This is a genomic window from Aquiflexum sp. TKW24L, from assembly GCF_023502205.1.
GTDB lineage: Bacteria > Bacteroidota > Bacteroidia > Cytophagales > Cyclobacteriaceae > Cognataquiflexum.
In genome coordinates this window covers 1-23,801 of the sequence record NZ_JAMFLG010000014.1, presented here as the reverse complement: position 1 = coordinate 23,801, position 23,801 = coordinate 1, and the positions used below count along the sequence as shown (strand labels likewise).

The window sequence follows — 23,801 nt, the reverse complement described above, 5'->3', positions numbered from 1 at the left end:
AGGTTCAATGAATAAAGAAATTATTTATGAATTCCTGTCCAAAATTTCAGCCAGCCAAAAATCCATTAGCTAAAAATATATAAAGCTTTAATTTTCGAAAAATAAATTATCCATTATTTGGATAAAAAAGGTTTGAGTCAATCAAAGTCGTGTGGTTTCAACTTGAAAGAAAGAATTAACTAAAATTTTTTGGCTTTATTTTTTATTAAAATCAAACATTCGTTCATATAATTATACTTTTTCGGATAAGAAATTATGTTTATCTAATATATCAAGCAAAAAAATACCCAGTATTGGTTATTTTATTGAGGTTTTTATTTCTCTAAGTTTGAACATCTATTAGAGCTTCTCTATTATGTGTTTAAGTTCAACAAAGGGTTTACCCTAAAACAAAAATCCCCGATGATATCGGGGATTTTTTTTGTTCTATATAATATTTCTAATTAATTAACAGCAATTGTATCAGCTGCTACAGTAGTGGTATCAACAGGTACTTCTTCGATAACTTCAGGAGTGACTTCTTCAACCGGAGTTTCGATTACTTCTACTTCTTCAGTTGTTTTGTTGCCACAAGAAGCCATAAAAGCAGTAGCAGCGATCATCATTGCAAAGATTGTCTTTTTCATAGTGTTTGATTGTTTAATGTCCTTGACAGACGTGTTTGATTTTTGTTTTTTTGAAATGCTCAAGCTATTATCTTCAATTATTTGATTGTTTTTTATGAATTGCAATCCATTGGATTTTACAGTACAATGTTTTGCAATCCAAAAAGAATGCATCAATAAAGTTGTTATTTTGGGGGAGATTGAAATTCGGAGGACATCGACGAATAACAAATCAAGGGAAGGTGAATTAATCCAAATTAAGGCGCGTGGGTATTCAAAGAATACTTGAACAAAAACCTAATCGGAAAAAATATATGTACTGTCTCAGCGACAGATTTGATTTTGAATTTAGGAGAATCTAAAACCGTATAAACTGCTCGTTGAACGGGTTGAATAAATTCGATTCTTTCAATCTTGGAAATTTTATTACTAGAGGGAAATTGAAGCGTATTTGGAAATTCAATGAATTTAAATTCTACTTCTGAAACAAATTCTCCGGCGTAGATTAATTCCGCCTTTTTCTCAAAGCTACCAAGAACCGCTAATAGTGTAAAAAATACGGCCATAGTACAGACAAAAAGTCTGATACCATTAGAAAGTCCATATTCTACATTAAAATTCATGTTGCAAAATTAAATAATTTTTTATTAATCCTAGCATTTTTTTTCTATCAGACTGTTTATCCCTGATTTTATTAAAAAAACAACAATATAAATCACTAAACATTACCAATAACAAAATAATGACTATTAGAATAATAAATAGTGTTTAAAACATAAAACCTATCAAAATTAAAATTTTATATTTAAATTATATTGATTTGCAAAATTTTATTTCTTACAAACTGGACAGAAAGTTTTATATTAAATTTTTTTAGTTCCCGTTGAAATAAATTATTCCCGACATTTAAGTTCTTTAATCGAAGATAAATGGACAAAAAATTAAGAATTGTTTTTATGGGAACGCCTGAATTTGCGGTTCCTTCATTTGAAATATTGGTTAACAATGGATGGAATATTGTGGCTGTGGTGACGGCACCAGACAGACCTCAGGGAAGGGGTCAAAAATTAATTTCTTCCCCTGTAAAAGATGTAGCATTGAAATACAACATTCCGGTCCTGCAACCCACCAACCTCAAATCACCTGATTTTAAGGAAGAACTTGGGGGGTTTAAAGCAGATTTACAAATTGTTGTTGCCTTCAGAATGTTGCCTGAAATAATATGGAACATGCCGGCGCGTGGCACTTTTAATCTCCACGCATCTTTGCTTCCAAATTACAGAGGTGCGGCACCGATTAATTGGGTGATCATCAATGGAGAAACAGAGACAGGACTGACTACATTCTTTCTTAAACATGAAATTGATACAGGGAGCATTATATTTCAGGAAAAAGAGCCAGTTTTTCCAGATGATACTATCGGGACATTATATGATAGACTGATGATAAAAGGTGCTGATCTCGTTTTGAAAACCGTAGCCGCAATTGAGGATGATAAGGTCGTAACATTTGCTCAGGATGAAAGAAAAGCGATCCACCACGCTCCAAAAATTTTTAAAGAAAGATGTGAGATTGATTGGAGAAAATCCGCCAATGACATCCATAATCTTATTAGGGGACTTTCTCCCTATCCGGCCGCTTGGACTGTTTTGGATGGAAAAAATTGTAAAATATTTAAAAGTGAAGTTACTGATCAAATTTCCGAAGGTTCAATAGGAGCATTTCACTCTGATGGCAAAAAGGAACTGATATTCAAAACAGGTGACAGTTCGCTGAGAATTCTTGAACTTCAATTGGAAGGAAAAAAGAAACTCGGCATAGAGGAGTTTTTGAGGGGTTATAAACTTCTTTAGTTTTTTACACCAAAATCAATATTATTTATAAGTAATCGACATTTTGGCAGTTTTAATTTGAATTTATCCTAAAGGTTTCGACTCAAAGGTTATAATTTTCCAATTTTTTGTCATAAATTATTTGTTTAAAAATCAATAATTGTTGCACAAATATTTCACAAAGCCATGAAAAGGACCTTCACCATTAGCTCAGCCCTAGTTTTTTTATTAATTACTTTTTCTGCTCAAGCACAATTTATCAATCGGATTAAAAACGCAGCAGAAAGAGGTGTGAGTAGGGCAATAGAAAAAAAAGTAGAAAGTGAGATGGAAAAATTGGCTCGAAGGAAGCTCGACAAAATGTTTAAAGATATCTATGGGACGGACAATCCTGACTCCATTCCCGGGGTAGACTTTGAGAAGATGATGGCTTCTATATACAGCGATGTGGAAGTAGATGAAGCATATGATTTTGAAGGGTTTGCAGTTTTGGAAATCACCGGGCAAGATGAAAAAGGCAAGCCAAATGAGCCAATTCAGCTTTCTTCCTATTTTTCAAAAGACCCGAAAATTACTGCTATGAAATTTACCGACGAAACCAAAAAAGAAGACGGTACTTACGTGCTCATTTATGATTTTAATCGAAATATAGCCATCACACTACTTGAAAATGAAGGGGAAAAAATGAGAATGGCATTTGCATACGATTACGCAGCAATGAGTCAAACTGGGGTCACTAGTGTAGAAGATGCAGAAGATGTGACATTCAAAAAAACCGGGAACTCCAAAGTGATCCTAGGTCATGAATGTGAGGAGTACCTAATCGAAACAAAAGAAAACACAACAAACTATTGGGTCACAAAAACACCGATTATTGGAAACACCCCATTCTGGAGCCAAAACAACCCGTTTTTAACCGCCCGAATGAAGGACCAACATCCTGATCTTTTCAAAAACCTACCAACCGGAAATATGATGGAGGCGCATGTAGTCAGCAAAATAGACAAAAGCACCGTCGACATGGTCACTTTGGAATTGCAGGAAAAAAACAAGCAAAGTTTCATTATGGAAGATTTTCCGAGCATTGCAAAGTCAATGAAAGAGGGCAAATAAACAGCACTCTATTTTTGGGTTTTTTAAGCCTTCAGATGAAAGAAAATTTTCATCTGTTTGGCCATTCTTTGCCACTAAGATTTCTTGATTGGACAAACCTTGGTAACTTAGCCAAAATCTTAAAAACATTGAAAATAACCATCATAGTTGCCAAGGCAACAAATAACGTCATAGGAAAAGACAACCACTTGGTTTGGCGTCTTCCTGCTGATCTCCAGCTTTTCAAAAGTCATACCACAGGTCACCACATCATCATGGGTAGAAAAACCTATGAATCAGTCGGCAGACCCCTACCCAACCGAACATCTATTGTCATAACCAATAACCCTGAATTCTGTGTTCCTGAAGGCCATTTGGTGGCCCACTCTCTGGAAGAAGCAGTGCAAATCTGCATAGGGAAAAAATTAGACCAGATATTTATCATTGGCGGTGCGGACATCTACCGTCAATCTTTACCTATTGCAGATGAATTACTAGTTACAGAAGTGTACGCAATGCCTGATGGTGATGTGTTTTTTCCAGAAATTGACAAAAATGAATGGACTAATATTTCCACCACCTCATTCAAAAAGGATGAAAAAAACCAATACGATTTTGATTTTGTGGTTTACAAAAGAAATTCCAAATGAATTACAAAGAGGTAAAAGCAGAAATCATCGCCATAGGGGATGAACTTCTTTATGGTCAGATCGTGGATACCAACAGCCAATGGATCAGTCAGGAACTGGATAAAATCGGAGTCAGGGTGGTTCATAGGTCCACAATTGGCGATAACAGGGATGGGATTTTAGCTGCATTTGAAGCCGCAGAAAAAAGGGCGGACATCATTTTAATGACAGGCGGTCTCGGCCCAACAAACGATGACCTTACAAAACCACTTTTGGCAGAATATTTTGACTGCAAACTCGAATTGGTACCGGAGGCATTGGAAGCGGTAAGAACATTTTTCGAAAAAAGGGGAAGAGAATTGACCGATCTCAATAGGTTTCAGGCACACTTGCCCACAAAGTGTGTTTACGTTCCCAATGAAATGGGAACTGCACCAGGAATGTGGTTTGAACAAAATGGGAAAAAATGGATGTCAATGCCAGGCGTGCCACATGAAATGAAAAATCTGATGACAGGATTTGTTATTCCTAAAATCAAGTCTCTTTTCACCCTTCCCAACATTTACCATAAGTTAATAAAAACTGTTGGAATCGGTGAAAGCTGGCTTGCTGACCTGATCAAAGATTGGGAAAAAAATCTACCTCAGCACATCAAACTCGCCTACTTACCATCTTTGGGTCAAGTAAAGCTTAGGCTGACAGCGTTTGGTGAAGACCTTTTCATCCTTCAAAATGATGTTGAGGATCAAATCAATAAAGTATTCCCTATAATTGGCAAGTACATTTTTGGGTACAACAAGGAAACACTGGAGGAAGCTGTCGGAAGATTATTAAAACAAAATAACCAAAAAGTGGCTTTAGCCGAAAGCTGTACGGGAGGCTATATATCTCATCTTATTACCAGTATTGCGGGGAGTAGTGATTATTTTCAGGGGAGTCTGATTCCTTATCATAATCATTTCAAAAACAGCCTGCTCGGAGTTGAAAATGAAACTTTGGAAAAACATGGCGCTGTAAGCGAACCTACTGTCATCCAAATGGCCGAAAATATCCGGGTAAAATTCAATGCCGATTTCGGATTGGCAAGCAGTGGAATCGCTGGGCCGGGAGGAGGATGGGCGGAAAAGCCTGTGGGCACAGTTTGGATCGCCTGTGCATTTGAAGGCAATACAGTAACTAAAAAACTTCAACTCACTCAAGACAGGATGCTCAATATCCAGCTCACTGCTGTAGCAGTTTTGAATTTGTTACGACTTAGCATTTTAGAAAAAACAGAATAAAAATTATGTTCACTGATTTTGCATTGGTTAAAATAAAATTTAATTTTAAAACTTGGAAATAAACCCAATTAAATAATATACGCATGGCAAATGTAGAAATGCTGATGCCCAAGATGGGTGAAAGTATAATTGAAGGAACCATACTCACTTGGCTGAAAAAAGAAGGTGATTTTATCGAGCAGGATGAATCAGTATTAGAGGTTGCCACTGATAAAGTTGATACCGAGGTGCCCGCAACCCATGCCGGGATATTGAAAAAAATCCTAGCAAAAGAAGGCGAGGTCGTGGCGGTGGGCGCTCCTATTGCTATCCTTGAAACCGAACCTGATTCCTCTGATTCCCAAAAAACTTCTGAAGTTGAGGTCAAAGCTTCCGGTGCTAAAGAAGAATTGCTTTCTATTGCCCCGGAGCAATCTGCTGCTCTTGTTTCCTCTTTTTCTCAGGAAGAATTACAAGATGGAGATGACAGGTTTTATTCTCCTTTGGTATTAAGCATTGCAAAAGAAGAAAAAATCAGCAAGTCCGATTTGGCAAAAATAGCCGGCTCAGGAAAAGATGGCCGCGTCACCAAGCAGGATATACTTGTGTATTTGAAAAATCGTGGTGAACAGACATTAGAAAGGTCTGATGCCTCCGCAAAGGCAGTCCCTTCTACCTATTCTGCCCCACGGGTAGAGATGAGCATTTCGGCTCAGGATGAAATCATCGAAATGGATAGAATGCGCAAGATGATCGCCCAAAGAATGGTGGATTCCAAACGAATCTCTGCTCATGTGACCTCATTCGTGGAAGCAGATGTGACCAACATAGTTTTGTGGAGAAATAAAGTCAAAGATGCTTATAAAAAGAAAGAAGGTGAGGCATTGACATTTACCCCGTTCTTTATCGAAGCAGTCGCCAAAGCAATCAAAGATTTTCCGATGATCAATATTTCTGTGGATGGAGAAAAAATCATCAAAAGAAAAGATATCAATATAGGAGTTGCTGTGGCCCTGCCCTCCGGAAACCTTATAGTGCCGGTGGTCCGTAATGCTGATCAGCTAAATCTGATCGGCCTTTCCAAAAAAATCAATGACATTGCTAACCGTGCACGTATCAACAAACTTTCGCCTGACGAATTGAGCGGAGGCACTTATACAGTGTCCAATGTGGGATCCTTTGGCAATGTGATGGGAACTCCGATTATCATGCAGCCGCAAGTAGCAATCCTAGCAGTGGGGGCAATCCAGAAAAAACCTGCTGTGGTCGAAACTCCAACCGGAGACGTGATCGCTATTAGACATAAAATGTTTCTTTCCCATTCTTATGACCATCGAGTGGTGGATGGCTCTTTGGGAGGAATGTTTGTGAGAAGGGTGGCCGACTATCTGGAGGCATTTGATTTGGATACAGAGTTATAAAAAAAGAGGTCAGTTGACCTCTTTTTTTATGTGGATTTTTTCAGAACAAGACCTGATTATACTCGTTATTTCATTAATTTTTAAAGGCTTTGAAATATAGGAATCCATACCTATTTCCAAGGCCTGGTCAACGTCTTCCTGAAAAGCGTTGGCAGATAACCCTACAATAGTAATTTTATTTCCCAATGATTTTCGGATAACTTGTGTAGCCTCCAATCCATTCATAACAGGCATTTGAATATCCATCAAGATCAGGTCATAGTCAGATTCTTTTACCATTCGGACAGCCTCTGCCCCGTTTCTGGCGACATCATACACATATCCCAATTGGATCATGAGCATGTCCATAAATAGTAGGTTGGTAGAATTATCCTCTGCCAAAAGGATTTTCAATGGAAACTCTTGGGCCATGTCTTTCCAAACAAAGCCTTCCAATTCTTCTTCCTCCTGAACATTTACGTCAAGATTTTCATCTTTGTGCCAAATCGTACCAAAAATGCTAAAAGTGAATTCAGACCCTTGTCCAAATTCACTTTTGATAATCATTTCTCCACCCATCAACTCAATGATTTTTTGGGAAATCGCCAAACCAAGTCCGGTTCCCTGATGCCTTTTGGTACTGCTGCTGTCAAGCTGGAAAAAAGGTGTTGTCAGCATCTCTATTTTGTCGGCAGGAATTCCTATCCCATTATCCTTCACTTCAAAATTCAAAATGACATTCTTTTCAAAAATTGATTCGGCGGAAATATTGACAGAAATTTTCCCTCCATCCGGTGTAAACTTGATAGCATTGCCAATGATATTAATCAAAATTTGCCTCAACTTTTCTTTGTCCAGCTCGACATATTCCGGCACCATTTGTCCGAAATGAAAAGAGAATTGAATGTCTTTTTCCTTGATCAGGCCCGAAAATATCTTTAAAGTTTTTTCAATTTCATTTTTAAAATTAAACACTGATTTATACAGGGTCATTTCTCCGGACTCAATCTTGGAATAGTCAAGGATATCTTTGATGATATTGAGAAGAGATTCACCAGAGTCTTTGATAATCTGGATATAGTCCTTTTGCGTTTGGTCCAGATGGGTTGTTTCCAAAAGTGGAATTATTCCCAAAAGCCCGTTCATCGGTGTTCGGATTTCGTGGCTCATGTTAGCAAGGAATTCTGATTTAGCCAAATTGGCCTGATCTGCGGCTTTTTTTGCCTCCATCAGTCCTCTCTCCCAAAGTTTTTGCCCGGTGATGTCTCGGGCAATCGACATCACTTTGTCATTGTCAAGTCTAAAAAATCTCGCTTCAAACAATCTTTTTCCGGAAGGAATATCCACTTCATATTCCACTGTCTGCATGTTTCCGGTCTTGATTGTATTATTAAAAACCTGTTGGATAGGCTTTGCAAGTGATTCAGGCAATATTTCGGACATCTTCTTACCGATCGCACCTTCGAGTGGCGCTACAAGTAGACTTTTATTTTTAACATGAAAATCAAGGTACCTGCCTTCATTGTCATAAATGAAAATCAGGTCAGGCAAGCTTTTTAATACAGCCCTTAACCTATTTTCACTGTTGACAATTTCCTGTTCTGTTTCGTACTTTTCCTGGATATCAGTGCAAATCCCGACATTCCCTAAAAAATTTTCATTTTCATCAAATTCCAGTCTTTCAAAAATCTTGGTCCGTCTTAATTTTCCCGTCTTGGTTTTAAAATCCAACTCTATGGAAAGGCTGTCTTTTCTGTTCGAAATAGAAACCTCAATGGCTTTTTCAAGTTTGGCGATGTCTTTTTTTGAAATGTATTTCTTGTAATTTAAGGCAAAATCTTCCGTGTCATATCCAAGAATCCCTTTGACCTCTCTTCCCACACTTGTCATTTTCCCATCAGAATCCTGAAAATAAATGAAGCCTTTGGTCTCATGAAGCAGCAGGGCCTGCCTCCTAAAGAGTTCCGAAATCTCATCTGCATTTTTAGATAGTACTTCGTTGGTGACTTGGGAATTTTTTATGGACTTAAATAAAATCAAAATAACCAATGCCAACAAAATCAATAATGCCAAAATCAGATAAAAATGGGTACTGAAAATACCTGAAGTGACCACATTTTTGTTGACAACAAAAACAGTGGTGAATTTACTTTTTATAGGATAAATCGAAAATGGATAATGGTGGATCAAAGCCTCAAATTCCAATTCCTCATTTTGATTGACAAAAGCACCACTGAAGTCCCCTTTAAGGCCTTCTTCAACTTGGGCAGCTATCTTTTCTAAAATTTTTTCATCAATTAAAAACCCCTTTTTGAGTTTCTGTTCATGTGTTCCCAAGAGCTTTCCGTCACAATAAATCAACTTTTCACCGGATATCCCGAGGTAATAATTTGTCATTTCATCAATAAAAAACCGCTCGAGATTTACAATGGCCCGGATCGCAACATTTTTTGATTCATTGTTCAAAAAAATCTCATTCTTACCCAACTCCTGAGACAATTGTTGTTTATCGAAAAAAGTTTTAACGAAATTATTTCGATTGTCAAAATGGAAGATTACCGCTTGATTTGGGAATATCACTTTGACGGTATCAAGCAAGTCCCTGTGGTTGTTGAAAATCCTCCTTGCTCTTTTTTCAAAGGCAAGATTTTCATTGTCATTGACAGCGTAGGTATCCGGCTCGAGGTTATTGACAAAAAAAACCATGTCATCATAGAATGCCGTAAATCTGTTTTCAATCTGTTTGGACGCGAGCTCAGCTTGTTTATTTAGGGTGGTTTTGCTAGAATTGATTTGGTTATCATTGAGGGCTTGAAAAAAGGCCAAGCCCAAAAAAGTAATTAGAAAAACAACAAAAATCCCCAAAACCACTAAAATGCGGTAGAGGCCTGTTTCAGATTTTGGGAGGGAATAATCTTTTGGAATCATTTAAAATTGGATTTCAAGAACATACCAATCAAGTTTGTCCATTTTTTTTGATAGGATTTTGAGTTTCGTTTTATTTTCCGAAAGCCATAATTCCTCTTCATTGGAGTTGATAATTTTGTCAGCAAGGGCCCGGACATTTTTATCTTTGCTTTTAAATAGGTTGAAATCTTCTTTTCTATAACTATCCGAAGTTATGGTTTGGGTATAGGTATAGTTTTTTAGCGATGGCAGTGCAAGTGCTTCTATGGCTTTGGTCTTTCCTGCGACAACAGTTCCTTTCCTATCCACTATTATCAGCTCTTTTTTTGATTTGTTAATGTAATTTTCAATGATATCATTCAAAGTGATATCGAATCCCAAAACCATTTTCAGATCTCCATCGACATATACTGGTTGCGTCAAGGTAACCATCCACCCTCTCCCCACGGGATCAATGTACATTTCCTCTATCCAAACAGGTCCCTTAGAAGGGTTGTTTTTTTCATCCCCTTTGTAATAAAAATTGAACTTGGTCACATCTAGATCCGGTTCCAACATTGTATTGACATCATATGGAGGGAAGAGTCTGTTGAGCTGAATTTTGGAATTGAAGTAAACTTGAGAAACTGTTGGAAACTTTTTGACGACTTTTTTAAATTCCTCGTCCAATGGGGTTGTCAATAAAATCATTTCACGAACTGCTAACTTATCCTTGCCGGAGGTTGGAAAATAAAGAGAGCTTTTTTCAGGATCGGCACCAGGCTCCGAATTTGAAGAAACACCTGTCAAATCAAAATTTTGGTCTGAAAGGACCGAAGTAGATAAGGTTGGATTTTCCAATAATTCTTGAGAAACTTTGCCCAACTTGATAATTTCTTCTTCAAGAAGTCCAAGGTCATATTCCAATAAAGAAACAAAAGTGTTGATTTCAAAAAAATTTGCCTGCCTTTCTTTTTCCGGGGAAGGCTTACAAGAAGCAAAACCGATAAAAGCAAAAAACAAAAGGATCAATAAAACTTTCATTGTGTTGACATCAGTTAATCTTTAAATCTAAAGATTTTCAACTTGTTTTTGAAAGCTTTCACCCATTTCTTTAAATCTTAGGACAACTTTATCAAAAAAAACACCCTCGTAAAACACGTTAAGGTCGGATTCCTCCAAGATGTCCGTTTCAGGTATCTTGAAGGTTTGCTCCATAGGACCAAATTCAAATTTTAGCAGGTATTTATTGTTCCATGAAAACACTGAAATTCTGATACCTTCTTTAGAAAACTCACTGACTACCCTCATTCCGGTCTCCTGACTTCAGAGATATGCCTGATCTCAGATTTGAGCGAAGAAGCTACTGAACAGTATTTATCAACAGCCAATGTCACCACCTTGGCAAATTCCTCTTTTGTAGCATCTGGTGAAACCAAAACAAACTTCATATCAATCTGAGTGTAATATTTTGGAATACCCTCATGTCTGACACCAATGATTTCAATGAAAAAATCAGTGATCGTTCTTCTCTTCTTTTTCATCATCAGGACGGCATCCACTGCCGAACAGCCTCCCAAAGCCGACAAAAGCAACTCCATGGGAGATTGGGCTTTTTTATGTTCGCTGTCATACATATCGATATCCACCTTGTTGCCAAAGTGATTGGTAGATTCATATTCCATATCCGCCTTCATTCTGACGGTGACGTGTTTTTTGCTCATATTATTGTTAATAGGTTATTTGTTTTTGGGTTATTTGATTAACTGGTTATTGGGTTATTTGATTAACTGGCTATTTGATTATTTGATTAACTGGTTAACTGAATTTACCACCAACCCCTTATTAAGTAGAGAAACCATTTACCTTTTACCTCCCACTTTCTACTTCAATTCTTACCTCCTACTGACTTCCCAACTTCCTACTTCCCAACTTCCTACTTCAAACTTCGTACATCGTACTTACATATTCCTCCTATACTGACCGCCGACTTCATACAGGGCTCGGGTAATCTGTCCCAAAGAACAGGTTTTGGCGGCCTCCATCAGTCTTTCAAATATATTTTCATTCCGAACAGCGACATGTTGCAGTTCGTTCAATTGGCTTGGTGTAAGTTCCGAGTTCTTGTCATGGAGTTGGATTAACGTCTGGATCTGGGCTTCTTTTTCCTCCTCAGTAGCACGGATCACTTCTCCGGGGGTGACTGTCGGTGAACCATCAGATGACAGAAATGTATTGACACCGATGATCGGATACTCTCCTGTATGCTTCAAAGTCTCATAATAAAGGCTTTCCTCCTGAATTTTTCCCCTTTGGTACATTGTCTCCATGGCACCCAAAACTCCTCCCCTTTCGGTGATTCTGTCGAATTCTTTATAAACCGCTTCCTCAACCAAATCCGTGAGTTCTTCGATAATAAATGCTCCCTGGATCGGATTTTCATTTTTTGCCAATCCCAATTCTTTATTGATGATCAGTTGGATAGCCATCGCACGCCGTACCGAGGCTTCTGTTGGGGTCGTGATGGCTTCGTCATAGGCATTGGTGTGTAGCGAATTACAGTTGTCATAGATCGCATACAGCGCCTGAAGGGTCGTCCTGATATCATTGAAGTCAATTTCCTGAGCGTGAAGTGATCGTCCCGAAGTCTGGATATGGTACTTGAGCATTTGCGAACGCTCATTGGCATTGTACTTCAATTTCATGGCCTTAGCCCAAATCCTCCTTGCCACCCTACCTATTACGGCATATTCCGGATCGATACCATTGGAAAAGAAAAAGGAAAGGTTTGGCGCAAATTGGTTGATGTCCATTCCCCTGGACACATAATATTCCACATAGGTGAATCCATTAGAAAGTGTCAAAGCCAACTGTGTAATCGGATTGGCACCGGCCTCAGCTATATGGTAACCCGAAATAGAAACTGAATAGAAATTCCGGACATTTTGGTCGATAAAATACTGCTGCATGTCCCCCATCAATCTCAGAGAAAACTCAGTGGAGAAAATGCAGGTATTCTGTGCCTGATCTTCTTTGAGGATATCGGCTTGAACCGTTCCTCTGACATTGGCTAAGGTAAAAGCTTTGATTTTTTCATAGACTTCCCCCGGCAATACCTGATCTCCTGTCACCCCTAGCAACATCAGTCCAAGACCATCATTTCCCTCCGGAATGGAAGCATTATATGTTGGCCTTGCGGCACCTTTTTCTTTGTAAATCGCTTCAATTTTGGAATTGACCTCTTCCTCCAACCCATTTTCTTTGATATAAATCTCGCATTGCTGATCGATGGCTGCATTCATAAAAAATGCAGTCATGGCTGCTGCAGGTCCATTGATCGTCATGGAGACTGAAGTCATCGGATTGGCAAGATTGAAACCTGAGTACAGTTTTTTGGCATCATCCAAGCAACAGATGTTGACTCCGGAATTTCCGATTTTCCCATAGATATCAGGCCTGTAATCCGGGTCTTCGCCATACAAGGTCACGGAATCAAAGGCTGTCGAAAGTCTTTTTGCAGGCAACCCTTTTGAAACGTAGTGGAAACGCTTATTGGTCCGCTCTGGGCCGCCCTCTCCTGCAAACATCCTTGTAGGATCTTCACCTTCGCGCTTGAAAGGAAAAACGCCTGATGTATAAGGGAATTCGCCTGGGACATTTTCAGTCAAGCCCCATTTCAACAAATCTCCCCAAGCTTCATATTTTGGAAGGGAAATTTTTGGAATTTTGGATTGGGAAAGTGATGTATAATAAGTCTGGATCTTGATTTCCTTGTCCCTAACTTTGAACACATAAAAATCATCCACATATCTTTGGGCTTTTTCAGGCCAAGTTTCCAGCCATTTTTTGTTTTTTGGATCAAGTTCCAATTCTACCTGGGCGTAGACTTCTTGAAGTTCTTTGACCAATCTATCGACATCAGCAACTTTGGTGGATTTGACGGCTTCAATGGATTTTTGTATGCTGTATAGTTTCTGCGCTACTTCTTTTTGGGCCATTACCCATTTGTCATACCCTCGATTATTCTCTGAGATTTCTGAGAGGTATCTTGTTCTCGCCGGGGGAATGATGTAGATCTTCTCAGACATTTCTTTGCTGAGTTCAAAAGAAGTCTGCAAGTCCACACCAGTTTTCTCCACCAATTTATGGATGATGGCTTTGTACAGGTTGTTCATCCCGGGATCGTTAAATTGCGAGGCGATAGTCCCAAACACGGGAATTTCTTCTTCGGTAATGTCCCAAAGATTATGGTTTCGCTTGTATTGTTTTTTGACATCACGGAGGGCATCTTGTCCACCTCTTTTATCAAATTTGTTTAAAGCAATGATATCCGCAAAATCAAGCATGTCGATTTTCTCCAACTGTGTGGCGGCACCATACTCAGGCGTCATCACATACAAAGACATGTCTGAGTGCTCAATAATCTCGGTATCTGACTGACCAATACCCGAAGTTTCTAAAATGATCAAGTCAAAATCAGCTGCTTTGACAATGTCCACCGCGTCCTGCACGTATTTGGAAAGGGCAAGATTGGATTGCCTCGTGGCCAAAGAACGCATGTAAACCCGTGGATGATCAATCGCATTCATCCTTATCCTATCTCCTAGGAGCGCACCACCTGTTTTCCTTTTGGAAGGATCTACAGAGATGATGGCAATATTCTTATCAGTAAAATCTATCAAAAACCGCCTGACCAATTCATCTACCAAGGAAGATTTTCCCGCACCGCCTGTGCCGGTAATTCCCAAAACCGGAGCTTTGCTAGTGCTCGCCACTTTTCTGATTTCTTCCAAGACCGATTTACTTTCCTCAGGAAAATTTTCAGCAGCGGAAATTATCCTTGCAATACTCGATTGGTTTGATTTGTCCAATTTGATGTTTTGGAAATCATCTCCGACAGGAAAATCCGAAGTGCTGACAAGGTCATTGATCATTCCTTGCAAACCCATCGCCCGTCCGTCGTCAGGAGCATATATTCGGGTAATCCCATAGGCATGAAGTTCCTTGATTTCTTCAGGTAAAATTGTTCCGCCACCTCCACCGAATATTTTTATGTGACCTGCGCCTTGCTCGCGAAGTAAATCAAACATGTACTTGAAAAATTCCACGTGTCCACCTTGGTAGGAAGTGATCGCAATCGCCTGAACATCCTCCTGAATGGCGCAATCGACGATTTCCTGAACGGATCTGTTATGTCCAAGATGGATGACTTCGCAGCCTGTCGCTTGGATGATCCGCCTCATGATATTGATTGCGGCATCATGCCCATCAAAAAGAGAGGCAGCGGTAACAAGTCTGATGTGGTTTTTGGGTTTATAAATTTCTTGCGTAAATGACATTTTATTTGGGTTAGTATATCTTACAAACAGCCGATGATCATCAGTGTATTGGATGATAAATGGAATAAATTAATTCTTAATTATTGAATGCGAATATAAGAAAAATAAAAAAGTTGAAAGGTCAAAAAAACAGCATCTCCCAAACAATATTTGGAATTATATCTCCATAACACTTATCGCCAAACAGACTTTGGATTTCTCTCCAAAATACAGAGGAATACACAACTCTTTTACAAAAAGAGAATCATTTTTATTCCTGACGAATATCAGCCTTTTTAAGATCCCAGACTATTTTCTTTGTAGGGTACACCGATAAAATGGCTTAAATTCGGGTTCAGCCATACACTTAACTTGATTCTTATGAAATTATCCTTGTCTTTGGGAAGTTACAAAAATGTAAAGGTCTTTATCCATTGGACTTTTTCACTCTTGCTACTTTGGATTATCATCTCTAATTCACGTCAGGGAATGCCTGGGATGGATATTCTTTGGATTATCATTTTTGTATTGGCTCTTTTTGCCTGTGTCGTTTTCCATGAATTTGGACATGCTTTGGCAGCACAGAAATATGGCATCAAGACAAAGGATATTGTCCTATATCCTATCGGCGGTGTGGCAAGGTTGGAGAAATTACCGGAAGAACCCAAGCAGGAACTTTGGGTCGCAATAGCTGGCCCTTTGGTGAATATCGGAATATTCTTGATCCTGTCTATTGTCCTGAACTTCACAGGCTTTGACTTGACCGCTCTTGAACAACTTGAAAGTATCAAAATCGGACCAAGTACCTTCATTCTGTATCTTGCTTCTGCTAATTTGATTCTGGCACTTTTCAACCTCATCCCTGCATTTCCTATGGATGGGGGCAGGATTCTGAGGGCATTTTTGGCCATCCGCATGCCTAGGGCAAGAGCTACCAAAATCGCAGGAAGCATTGGTCAATTCCTTGCCATACTTTTCATTTTCTATGGATTATTTAACAATCCAATACTGGTTTTGATCGGCCTGTTTATTTTCCTTGGAGCGGCAGCAGAGGTTAGTCATACCCAGCAGGAAAGTTTGCTCAAGGGTTTTAAGGTGAAAGATGCTGTAATGATGAAATTCCAGATTCTAGCGTTTGACGCACCGCTTTCTAAAGCTGTTGAAAAATTGCTCAATTCCCAAGCAACCCATTTTGTAGTGGTGAAAGACGATGTTGCAGTGGGAACTTTGAGCCGTAATCAAATCATCAAAGGCCTACAGGAAGGAGGCGAAAATCTGATCATTGAAAAAGTAGCTGATATGAATCCAATGAAAGTGGAAACCGAAGAAGACCTAGATGATGCTTGGAAAAGAATGCTTACAGAAAGTAGAAAAGTTGCTTTCGTTATAGAAAACGGTCACTTCCTCGGAATTCTGGACCAAGAAAATATCAGTGAATTTGTCATGGTAAAGACGGCTATTCAAAAATAAAGACAATGCGGAAAGTACCCCTATACTATCTTGATAGGATGTTTTTTGAAGGTATGGGAAAAGATTTCACTAGTAGTTATTCTAAATAAATCAAGCAAAAAAAGTAATGGTCAAAGCAATCAATAATTCAAATGATTGTCCATAAACAGTAAAGCAATGATTGACAAAGCAATACTCATAGAAAAGAAATGGCATTCATTGGAATCTGATGAGGTGTTGACCACACTCAAAACCTCATCAGAGGGACTTAGTAATTCAGAGGTTCAGGAAAGGCAGGTTGCATTTGGGCGTAATACGCTTCCCGAAAAACATCGTATCAACCTTTGGAAAATCATTTTTGGCCAATTGGTCAATCCATTGATTTTTATTCTCATTGCGGCGGCAATTGCTTCTGTAGTAATCGGAGAACCCAAGGATGCCATTTTTATTTTTTTGGTAATATTGATTAATACTGCTATCGGTGCCTTTCAGGAATATAATGCTGAAAAAAGTGCCGCCAACTTACAAAAGCTTCTTAGAATCACTTCCAGAGTTATGAGGGAAGGCTCCGAGCAATCTTTAGACTCTGAAGAATTGGTTCCTGGCGACTTTGTTTTGCTTGAATCCGGAAGCAAAGTTCCGGCAGACCTAAGGCTGATAAATGCCAATGGTCTGGAGATTGATGAAAGTTTCCTTACCGGGGAATCCCAAGCTGTCATCAAAACCATAGATGCAATAAAAAAAGATGTTGTTGTGGCTGATAAAAAAAACATGGCTTTTGCAGGTGCCACGGTCATGTCAGGCAGAGGAAGTGGCATAGTCATCTACACAGGACTTGATACAGAGGTGGGAAAAATTGCCCAGAATGTCTCACAGGGAGAATCAGCCAAACCTCCTTTGATTCTCCGAATGGAAAAATTCACCAAAAACATTGCCTACTTCATTGTTGTCCTTTGCGTGATTCTTGCAGTTTTGCTGCGCTTTCAGGGTATGGACATGTCTGCTATATTTTTCTTTGTGGTTGCTTTGTCCGTTTCTGCCATTCCTGAAGGATTGCCTGTTTCTCTAACAATAGCCCTGGCTGTTGCCACCAAAAGGATGGCAAAGAGAAATGTCATAGTCAGAAAACTTACCTCCGTCGAAAGTTTGGGAAGCTGTACGGTAATCGCGAGTGATAAAACCGGAACACTAACAGTTAACCAGCAAACTGTGAAGAAAATCTATCTTCCGGATGGCAAATCATTCGACATTTCAGGGGAAGGATATAATGGAGAAGGCGAAATTTACACCACGGGAACCTCTGAGAAAATAAGGGATCTTTCTGATTTTAATGGATTGAAACAAATCATTGAAATTTCCATTTTGGCGAATGAGGGTGTGCTGGAAAAGAAAAAAGACAAATGGGATTACCATGGTGATGCCATGGATGTTGCCCTCCTTGGATTGGGATATAAAGCCGGAGTATCCCCCATGGAGATCAGCAAAGCTTTGCCTTCTATAGGTAAAATACCCTATGAATCGGAGAAGAAATTTTCTGCATCTTTTTATAAAAGAGGGTCCAATACTTATTGTGGGATGAAAGGGGCTGTAGAGACTGTATTGGATTTTTGTAGCAATCCGGAGGAAAGAGGGTTTTCGAAGGAACAGGTCCTTGACCAGGCAGAAGAATTGGCAAAGAACGGTTACAGGGTACTTGCTTTTGCTGAAAATACTGCCAGCTTATCCCAACAAGAAGTCCATGCTCGGGAGGAAGATATACCGGAACTTGAATTTGTAGGCCTGATTTGCTTCATAGACCCATTAAGAGCGGAAGCCAAATCATCGATAGACAAATGTAAAAAGGCAGGGATTAAAGTCATCATGATAACAGGAGACCATCCTGCCACCGCTGCCAACATTTCTAGGGAGATTGGAATCCAAAATGATGATCAGCCTGTCATCACAGGAAAAATGCTGCTCCAAGCCGGTAATCCTGACGGAGAGAAATTTAAAGAATTGGTTTTGTCCACGTCGGTATTTGGTAGAGTTTCTCCCCAACAAAAACTTGAAATCGTCGATGTCCTGATAAAAAGTGGAGAATTTGTAGCTGTAACAGGAGATGGAGTAAACGATGCCCCGGCACTTAAGCGTGCAAATATAGGTGTAGCTATGGGTTCAGGGACTGATGTTGCAAAAGATGTTGGGGCAATGATTGTTGTGGACGATAACTTCAGCTCTATCGTTGCCGGCGTAGAAGAGGGTAGATTTGCTTATGACAATGTGAGGAAGGTAATCTATCTCTTGGTTTCTACGGGCGCCTCCGAAGTTTTCATGGTCCTCTTGGCCATAATTTCAGGTCTTCCATTGCCATTATTGGCAGTACAGCTCCTATGGCTAAACTTAGTGACCAATGGAATTCAGGACAAGGCTTTGGCTGTTGAAGCCGGTGAACCTGAAACCATGGAACGAAAACCCAGAAAGCCAAGTGAGGGAATTTTCAATAAAATCATGAGCCTACAAATCCTTCTTTCAGGTTTAGTTATCGGAGGTATTGCATTTGGATATTGGTACCATTTGATCAAAAATGTGCAAATGGATGAACAGAGTGCCAGAAATCTGGTATTGCTGCTCATGGTGTTATTGCAGAATGTTCATATTTTCAATTGTAGGTCGGAAAGAAAATCGACTTTTAAAATCTCCATAGCCAAAAATTACTGGTTGATAATTCTTATCATTGCAGTACAGGCTTTGCATATCAGCATCATGTATATCCCCTCAATGCAGGAAATTTTGAGGGTTGCGCCGGTTTCCTTAAATGAATGGCTCACTGTATTTGCTTTAGCTATTCCAGTTATTCTTGTAATGGAAGTATTCAAGCTGATTTACAATAGGATGGCCACAAATACCCACTAATTTTTTCTTCAAATATGATTTAGGGACAATAATCGAAATATGTTCTATCTGAGCAAAATCAAATCCACATTATGAAAAAATTCATTTTACTTTCTGTTAATTTCTTACTGTTACCCTTTCTGATTTGGGCACAGTCCATCCAATCCCCGGATGGTAACCTCAAACTTAACTTTGAAATAAAGGAAGGCCAAGCGACCTATGATATGACATTCAAAGGGAAAGAGGTCATCAAGCCGAGTAAATTGGGTTTGGAGCTCAAAAACCAACCTTTACTTACAGAAGGTTTTTCAATCAAAGAAATAGAATATGACTCCTTTGATGAAAAATGGACTCCGGTCTGGGGCGAGGAAAAAGAGATCCGAAACCATTTCAACGAATTGGCTGTCGTCCTCGATCAGCAAGCCACAGGGAGGACATTGATCATCCGTTTCCGCTTGTTTGATGATGGGTTGGGCTTCAGATATGAATTTCCCTCCCAACCAAATCTTGCTCATTTTGTGATCAAGGAAGAAAAAACCCAATTCGCCATGGCCGGAGACCATACGGCTTTTTGGATTGCGGGAGACTATGACACGCAAGAATACGACTATACCGAATCCAAACTTTCTGAAATCCGGCCTTTGATGGCTTCTGCTGTTACTGCCAATTTAGCGCAAAAGCCTTTTTCCCCAACGGGAATACAGACATCGCTGATGATGAAAACAGCGGATGGGCTTTACATCAACCTGCATGAAGCAGCTTTAATTGATTACTCGACCATGCACCTCAACCTTGATGACAAAACCATGGTCTTCGAATCCTGGTTAACCCCAGATGTATTGGGGGACAAAGGTTATTTACAGACGCCAAGTAATTCGCCATGGAGAACCATTATCGTAAGTGATGATGCAAGAAAAATCCTCGCGTCAAGAATGACTTACAACCTCAACGAACCTTCAAAAATCGAAGATACCTCTTGGATCAAACCCATGAAATATGTTGGAGTTTGGTGGGAAATGATCACAGGAAAAAGCTCTTGGGCATATACAGACGAATTTCCGGCAGTGCAGATTGGAGTCACTGATTTTTCCAAAGCCAAGCCAAACGGCAAGCACGGTGCGACGACTGCCAATGTCAAAAAATACATTGATTTCGCTGTTGAGCACGGTTTTGATGGGGTTTTGGTAGAAGGTTGGAATATTGGATGGGAAGATTGGTTTGGCAATTCCAAGGATTTTGTATTTGATTTCCTTACGCCATATCCTGATTTTGACTTGGTTGGAATCCGGGATTATGCAAAAAGTAAAGGTGTGGAAATGGTCATGCACCATGAGACATCTTCCTCAGTGAGGAATTACGAAAGGCATATGGATGAGGCTTATAAGTTTATGAAAGACAATGGCTACAACTCCGTGAAAAGCGGATATGTGGGATTTATCCTTCCACGCGGAGAGAATCACTACAGTCAGTGGATTGTCAACCATTACCAATATGCGCTAGAAAAAGCCGCTGACTACAAAATTATGGTCAATGCCCATGAGGCAGTTCGCCCGACGGGAATTGGCAGAACCTATCCCAATCTGATCGGTAATGAATCTGCAAGGGGAACAGAATATCAGGCATTTGGCGGTTCCAAACCAAACCATGTCACCGTGCTTCCATTTACAAGATTAATCGGTGGACCGATGGATTATACTCCGGGGATTTTTGAAATGGATATCAGCAAAATCAATCCACAAAACAACTCTTGGGTCAACAGTACTTTGGCCAACCAACTTGCACTTTATGTGACCATGTACAGTCCGCTGCAGATGGCTGCTGACTTGCCTGAAAACTACGAAAGGTTCCCAGATGCCTTCCAATTTATCAAAGATGTGGCTTTAGATTGGGATGAAAGCAGGTACTTGGAAGCAGAACCGGGATATTACCTGACCATAACAAGGAAAGAAAAAGGTACTTCGAGTTGGTTTGTCGGAAACGTGAATGGGACTCGTGAAAGGGTTTCTAACATCAATTTTAATTTCTTGGATGCAGAGAAAACTTATATTGCAACGATCTATTCCGATGCCAAAGGCGCCCATTACAGAAACAATCCTCAGGCTTACAACATCAGAAAAGTGGTCGTTACCTCCAAATCCAAGTTGTCTCAACTCAGCGCTCCCGGCGGTGGCTATGCCATCAGTATTAAGGAGGCAAGTAAAGAGGAATTAAAGGGGTTGAAGAAATTATAAGTCATTAGGTAAATTTTAAAGAGTCATTTCTAAAATCATGAAAAAATTTAATCTTATAACATTCTTATTTTTACCAATTCTGACTACTTCCTGCTATCAGCAGGGATCTGTGGCGCAAGAATCAATCATAGAACACAACGAACCTCATCGGCCCCAATACCACTTTACGCCAGCGGCCAATTGGATGAATGATCCAAATGGCATGGTGTATCTCGATGGGGAATACCATCTTTTTTATCAGTATTATCCAGACAGTACCATATGGGGTCCGATGCATTGGGGACATGCGATTTCCACTGATTTGGTTCATTGGGAGCATCTGCCTGTCGCCATCGAACCCGATTCTTTGGGTTATATCTTCTCTGGTTCGGCAGTGATCGATCATGACAACACGAGCGGATTGGGAACCAAAGAAAATCCCGCGATGGTAGCCATTTATACCTACCATGATCCTGTGGGAGAAAAAGAAAAAAGAATCGATTTCCAGACTCAAGGAATAGCTTACAGCACGGATAAAGGTAGAACTTGGATAAAATACGCAGGCAATCCTGTGTTGAAAAATCCTGGCATCAAAGATTTCAGAGATCCAAAAGTATCTTGGTTAAAAGGCGGAGATGGTTTAGGCAAATGGGTTATGTCCTTGGCCGTGTTGGACAGAATTAGTTTTTATTCTTCGCCAAACCTTTTGGAATGGACATTGGAAAGTTCCTTCAACCCGGATTGGGCGGCATATGGAGGCGTTTGGGAATGCCCTGATCTCTTCCAACTGAAAGCAGCGGACGGAACAGAAAAGTGGATCCTATTTGTCAGCATCAATCCAGGAGGTCCGAACGGCGGATCCGCAACCCAATATTTTATCGGTGACTTTGATGGAAAAAACTTCATAGCAGATCATGACGATGTCAAATGGTTGGATTATGGTGCTGATAACTATGCAGGTGTTACTTGGTCTAATGTGCCTGAACAAGACGGCAGAAAGCTTTTTATTGGTTGGATGAGCAATTGGGATTATGCCCAAGTCGTACCAACACACCCTTGGAGATCGGCGACAACTTTGCCTAGAAGTCTTGAATTGGTTAAATCGGGAGACGATTATAAAGTAGCCTCAAGACCTGTTTCAGAATTACAATCCTTAAGAAAATTCACCAAAGAAATCTCGGGTGAATCGGTTAACCTGGAAGAAGAATTGGTAGAATTAGAACTGACACCCACCGCCGGAACTGATTTTGAGATCGAACTTTTAAATGAAAAAGGAGAAAAAGTCATTTTCAAAAAGTCAGGGGATGGTTTGGTTTTTGACAGAACAGCATCTGGTTTGGTAGACTTCGAAGCAAGATTTGCCAAAGTCCATACCGCCCCGCTCAATGGTATAGAAGTAAAATCATTAAGGATTTTTGTCGATCGCTCGTCTGTAGAGATTTTTGTCAATGACGGAGAAATAGTCATGTCAGAATTGGTTTTCCCGACTGAAGCCTACACTAAATTGAAACTGACAGGATTTGAAAATTCTGGTTCGATCCATAATCTCATGTCCATTTGGTAAAAAAAAAACCATAAAAATATTCTTTGCTATTGACAATGCCCCAACTGGCTACATTTTAGATGTCCGTGAAGACACGGACATGGGCGTGCTTTTCGCCATAGGCATTGTATCCACAAACATTCCTCATTTTTTTCTCCTTTTCCTCTGTGCCCTCTGAGCGCTCCGTGGTAAATTATTTAACCGCAAAGGGCTACCCATATTTGACCACTTTATGGTTGATCTCTGCCATTTTTGGCCCACAAATATTCCTCCTTTTTTTCTCCTTTTTCTCTGTGCCCTCTGAGTGCTCCGTGGTAAATTAATTAACTGCAAAGGGGTACCCATATTTGACCACGACGTGGTCGGTCTCTGCCATTTTTGGCCCACAAACACTCCTCGTTTTTTTCTCCTTTTCCTCTGTGCCCTCTGAGTGCTCCGTGGTAAATTTTTTAACCGCAAAGGATATAATGGTTTCGCAAAGGATTTTGAACCTTCCCTGTTTTTGGCGGAGACCATAATTCCTCATTTGCATTTCCTCGGCCAAAAACCAGAATCGCTATTCTCGTTTTTTACCCCGAGTTTCGTGCCTCACTCGGGGCTACCAATATTTGACCACTACGTGGTCAGTCGCCGCCAATGTTTGTCCACCAACACTCCTCGTTTTTTTTTCTTTTCCCCTGTGCCTTCTGAGCGCCGTGGTAAATTAA

Annotated in this window: 15 protein-coding genes; 9 read left to right on the top strand and 6 right to left on the bottom strand. The window is 39.8% G+C overall.

Features of this window, described 5'->3' with window-relative positions; translation table 11 throughout:
• Positions 1 to 443: 443 nt before the first annotated feature.
• A complete protein-coding gene (locus M3O96_RS10925) occupies positions 444 to 779 on the bottom strand; it encodes a hypothetical protein (RefSeq protein ID WP_249720606.1) in 336 nt (111 codons plus the stop codon).
• An 83-nt stretch (positions 780 to 862) separates the two neighbouring features.
• A complete protein-coding gene (locus M3O96_RS10920; protein WP_249720605.1) occupies positions 863 to 1,228 on the bottom strand; it encodes a hypothetical protein in 366 nt (121 codons plus the stop codon).
• Between the two features lie 306 nt (positions 1,229 to 1,534).
• On the opposite strand from M3O96_RS10920, the gene fmt reads away from it, so the two are divergent.
• The 5 genes from fmt to M3O96_RS10895 all read left to right on the top strand — a co-directional run bounded on the left by fmt (position 1,535) and on the right by M3O96_RS10895 (position 6,838).
• Complete coding sequence (gene fmt / locus M3O96_RS10915; RefSeq protein WP_249720603.1) at positions 1,535 to 2,458, top strand: methionyl-tRNA formyltransferase; 924 nt, start codon at positions 1,535 to 1,537, stop codon at positions 2,456 to 2,458.
• Positions 2,459 to 2,623: 165 nt separating this feature from the next.
• Complete coding sequence (locus M3O96_RS10910) at positions 2,624 to 3,550, top strand: DUF4412 domain-containing protein (protein ID WP_249720601.1); 927 nt, start codon at positions 2,624 to 2,626, stop codon at positions 3,548 to 3,550.
• Positions 3,551 to 3,678: 128 nt separating this feature from the next.
• Positions 3,679 to 4,179: a dihydrofolate reductase gene (locus M3O96_RS10905; RefSeq protein ID WP_249720599.1), complete on the top strand. Its 501-nt coding sequence runs from the start codon at positions 3,679 to 3,681 to the stop codon at positions 4,177 to 4,179.
• On the top strand, positions 4,176 to 5,438 hold the full coding sequence (locus tag M3O96_RS10900; protein WP_249720598.1) for a competence/damage-inducible protein A: 1,263 nt from the start codon (positions 4,176 to 4,178) through the stop codon (positions 5,436 to 5,438). The genes M3O96_RS10905 and M3O96_RS10900 overlap by 4 nt, the downstream gene beginning before the upstream one ends.
• An 83-nt stretch (positions 5,439 to 5,521) precedes the next feature.
• Positions 5,522 to 6,838: a dihydrolipoamide acetyltransferase family protein gene (locus M3O96_RS10895; RefSeq protein WP_249720596.1), complete on the top strand. Its 1,317-nt coding sequence runs from the start codon at positions 5,522 to 5,524 to the stop codon at positions 6,836 to 6,838.
• 9 nt (positions 6,839 to 6,847) lie between these two features.
• Here the strand turns inward: M3O96_RS10895 and M3O96_RS10890 are convergent, their stop codons facing one another.
• From M3O96_RS10890 to M3O96_RS10870, 4 genes are all read right to left on the bottom strand, one after another.
• Positions 6,848 to 9,745, bottom strand: coding sequence for a PAS domain-containing hybrid sensor histidine kinase/response regulator (locus M3O96_RS10890; protein WP_249720593.1), 2,898 nt, complete (start codon positions 9,743 to 9,745; stop codon positions 6,848 to 6,850).
• Positions 9,746 to 10,747: a PDC sensor domain-containing protein gene (locus tag M3O96_RS10885; protein ID WP_249720592.1), complete on the bottom strand. Its 1,002-nt coding sequence runs from the start codon at positions 10,745 to 10,747 to the stop codon at positions 9,746 to 9,748. It abuts the gene before it with no gap.
• A 263-nt stretch (positions 10,748 to 11,010) separates the two neighbouring features.
• Positions 11,011 to 11,427: an OsmC family protein gene (locus M3O96_RS10875; RefSeq protein ID WP_249720589.1), complete on the bottom strand. Its 417-nt coding sequence runs from the start codon at positions 11,425 to 11,427 to the stop codon at positions 11,011 to 11,013.
• A gap of 237 nt (positions 11,428 to 11,664) precedes the next feature.
• A complete protein-coding gene (locus M3O96_RS10870) occupies positions 11,665 to 15,042 on the bottom strand; it encodes a methylmalonyl-CoA mutase family protein (protein ID WP_249720587.1) in 3,378 nt (1,125 codons plus the stop codon).
• Positions 15,043 to 15,402: 360 nt separating this feature from the next.
• On the opposite strand from M3O96_RS10870, the gene M3O96_RS10865 reads away from it, so the two are divergent.
• The 4 genes from M3O96_RS10865 to M3O96_RS10850 all read left to right on the top strand — a co-directional run bounded on the left by M3O96_RS10865 (position 15,403) and on the right by M3O96_RS10850 (position 23,115).
• On the top strand, positions 15,403 to 16,491 hold the full coding sequence (locus tag M3O96_RS10865; protein ID WP_249720585.1) for a site-2 protease family protein: 1,089 nt from the start codon (positions 15,403 to 15,405) through the stop codon (positions 16,489 to 16,491).
• A gap of 156 nt (positions 16,492 to 16,647) precedes the next feature.
• A complete protein-coding gene (locus M3O96_RS10860; protein ID WP_249720584.1) occupies positions 16,648 to 19,362 on the top strand; it encodes a cation-translocating P-type ATPase in 2,715 nt (904 codons plus the stop codon).
• A gap of 71 nt (positions 19,363 to 19,433) precedes the next feature.
• On the top strand, positions 19,434 to 21,572 hold the full coding sequence (locus tag M3O96_RS10855; protein ID WP_249720582.1) for a glycoside hydrolase family 97 protein: 2,139 nt from the start codon (positions 19,434 to 19,436) through the stop codon (positions 21,570 to 21,572).
• A 37-nt stretch (positions 21,573 to 21,609) separates the two neighbouring features.
• Positions 21,610 to 23,115, top strand: coding sequence for a glycoside hydrolase family 32 protein (locus M3O96_RS10850; protein ID WP_249720580.1), 1,506 nt, complete (start codon positions 21,610 to 21,612; stop codon positions 23,113 to 23,115).
• Positions 23,116 to 23,801 lie beyond the last annotated feature (686 nt).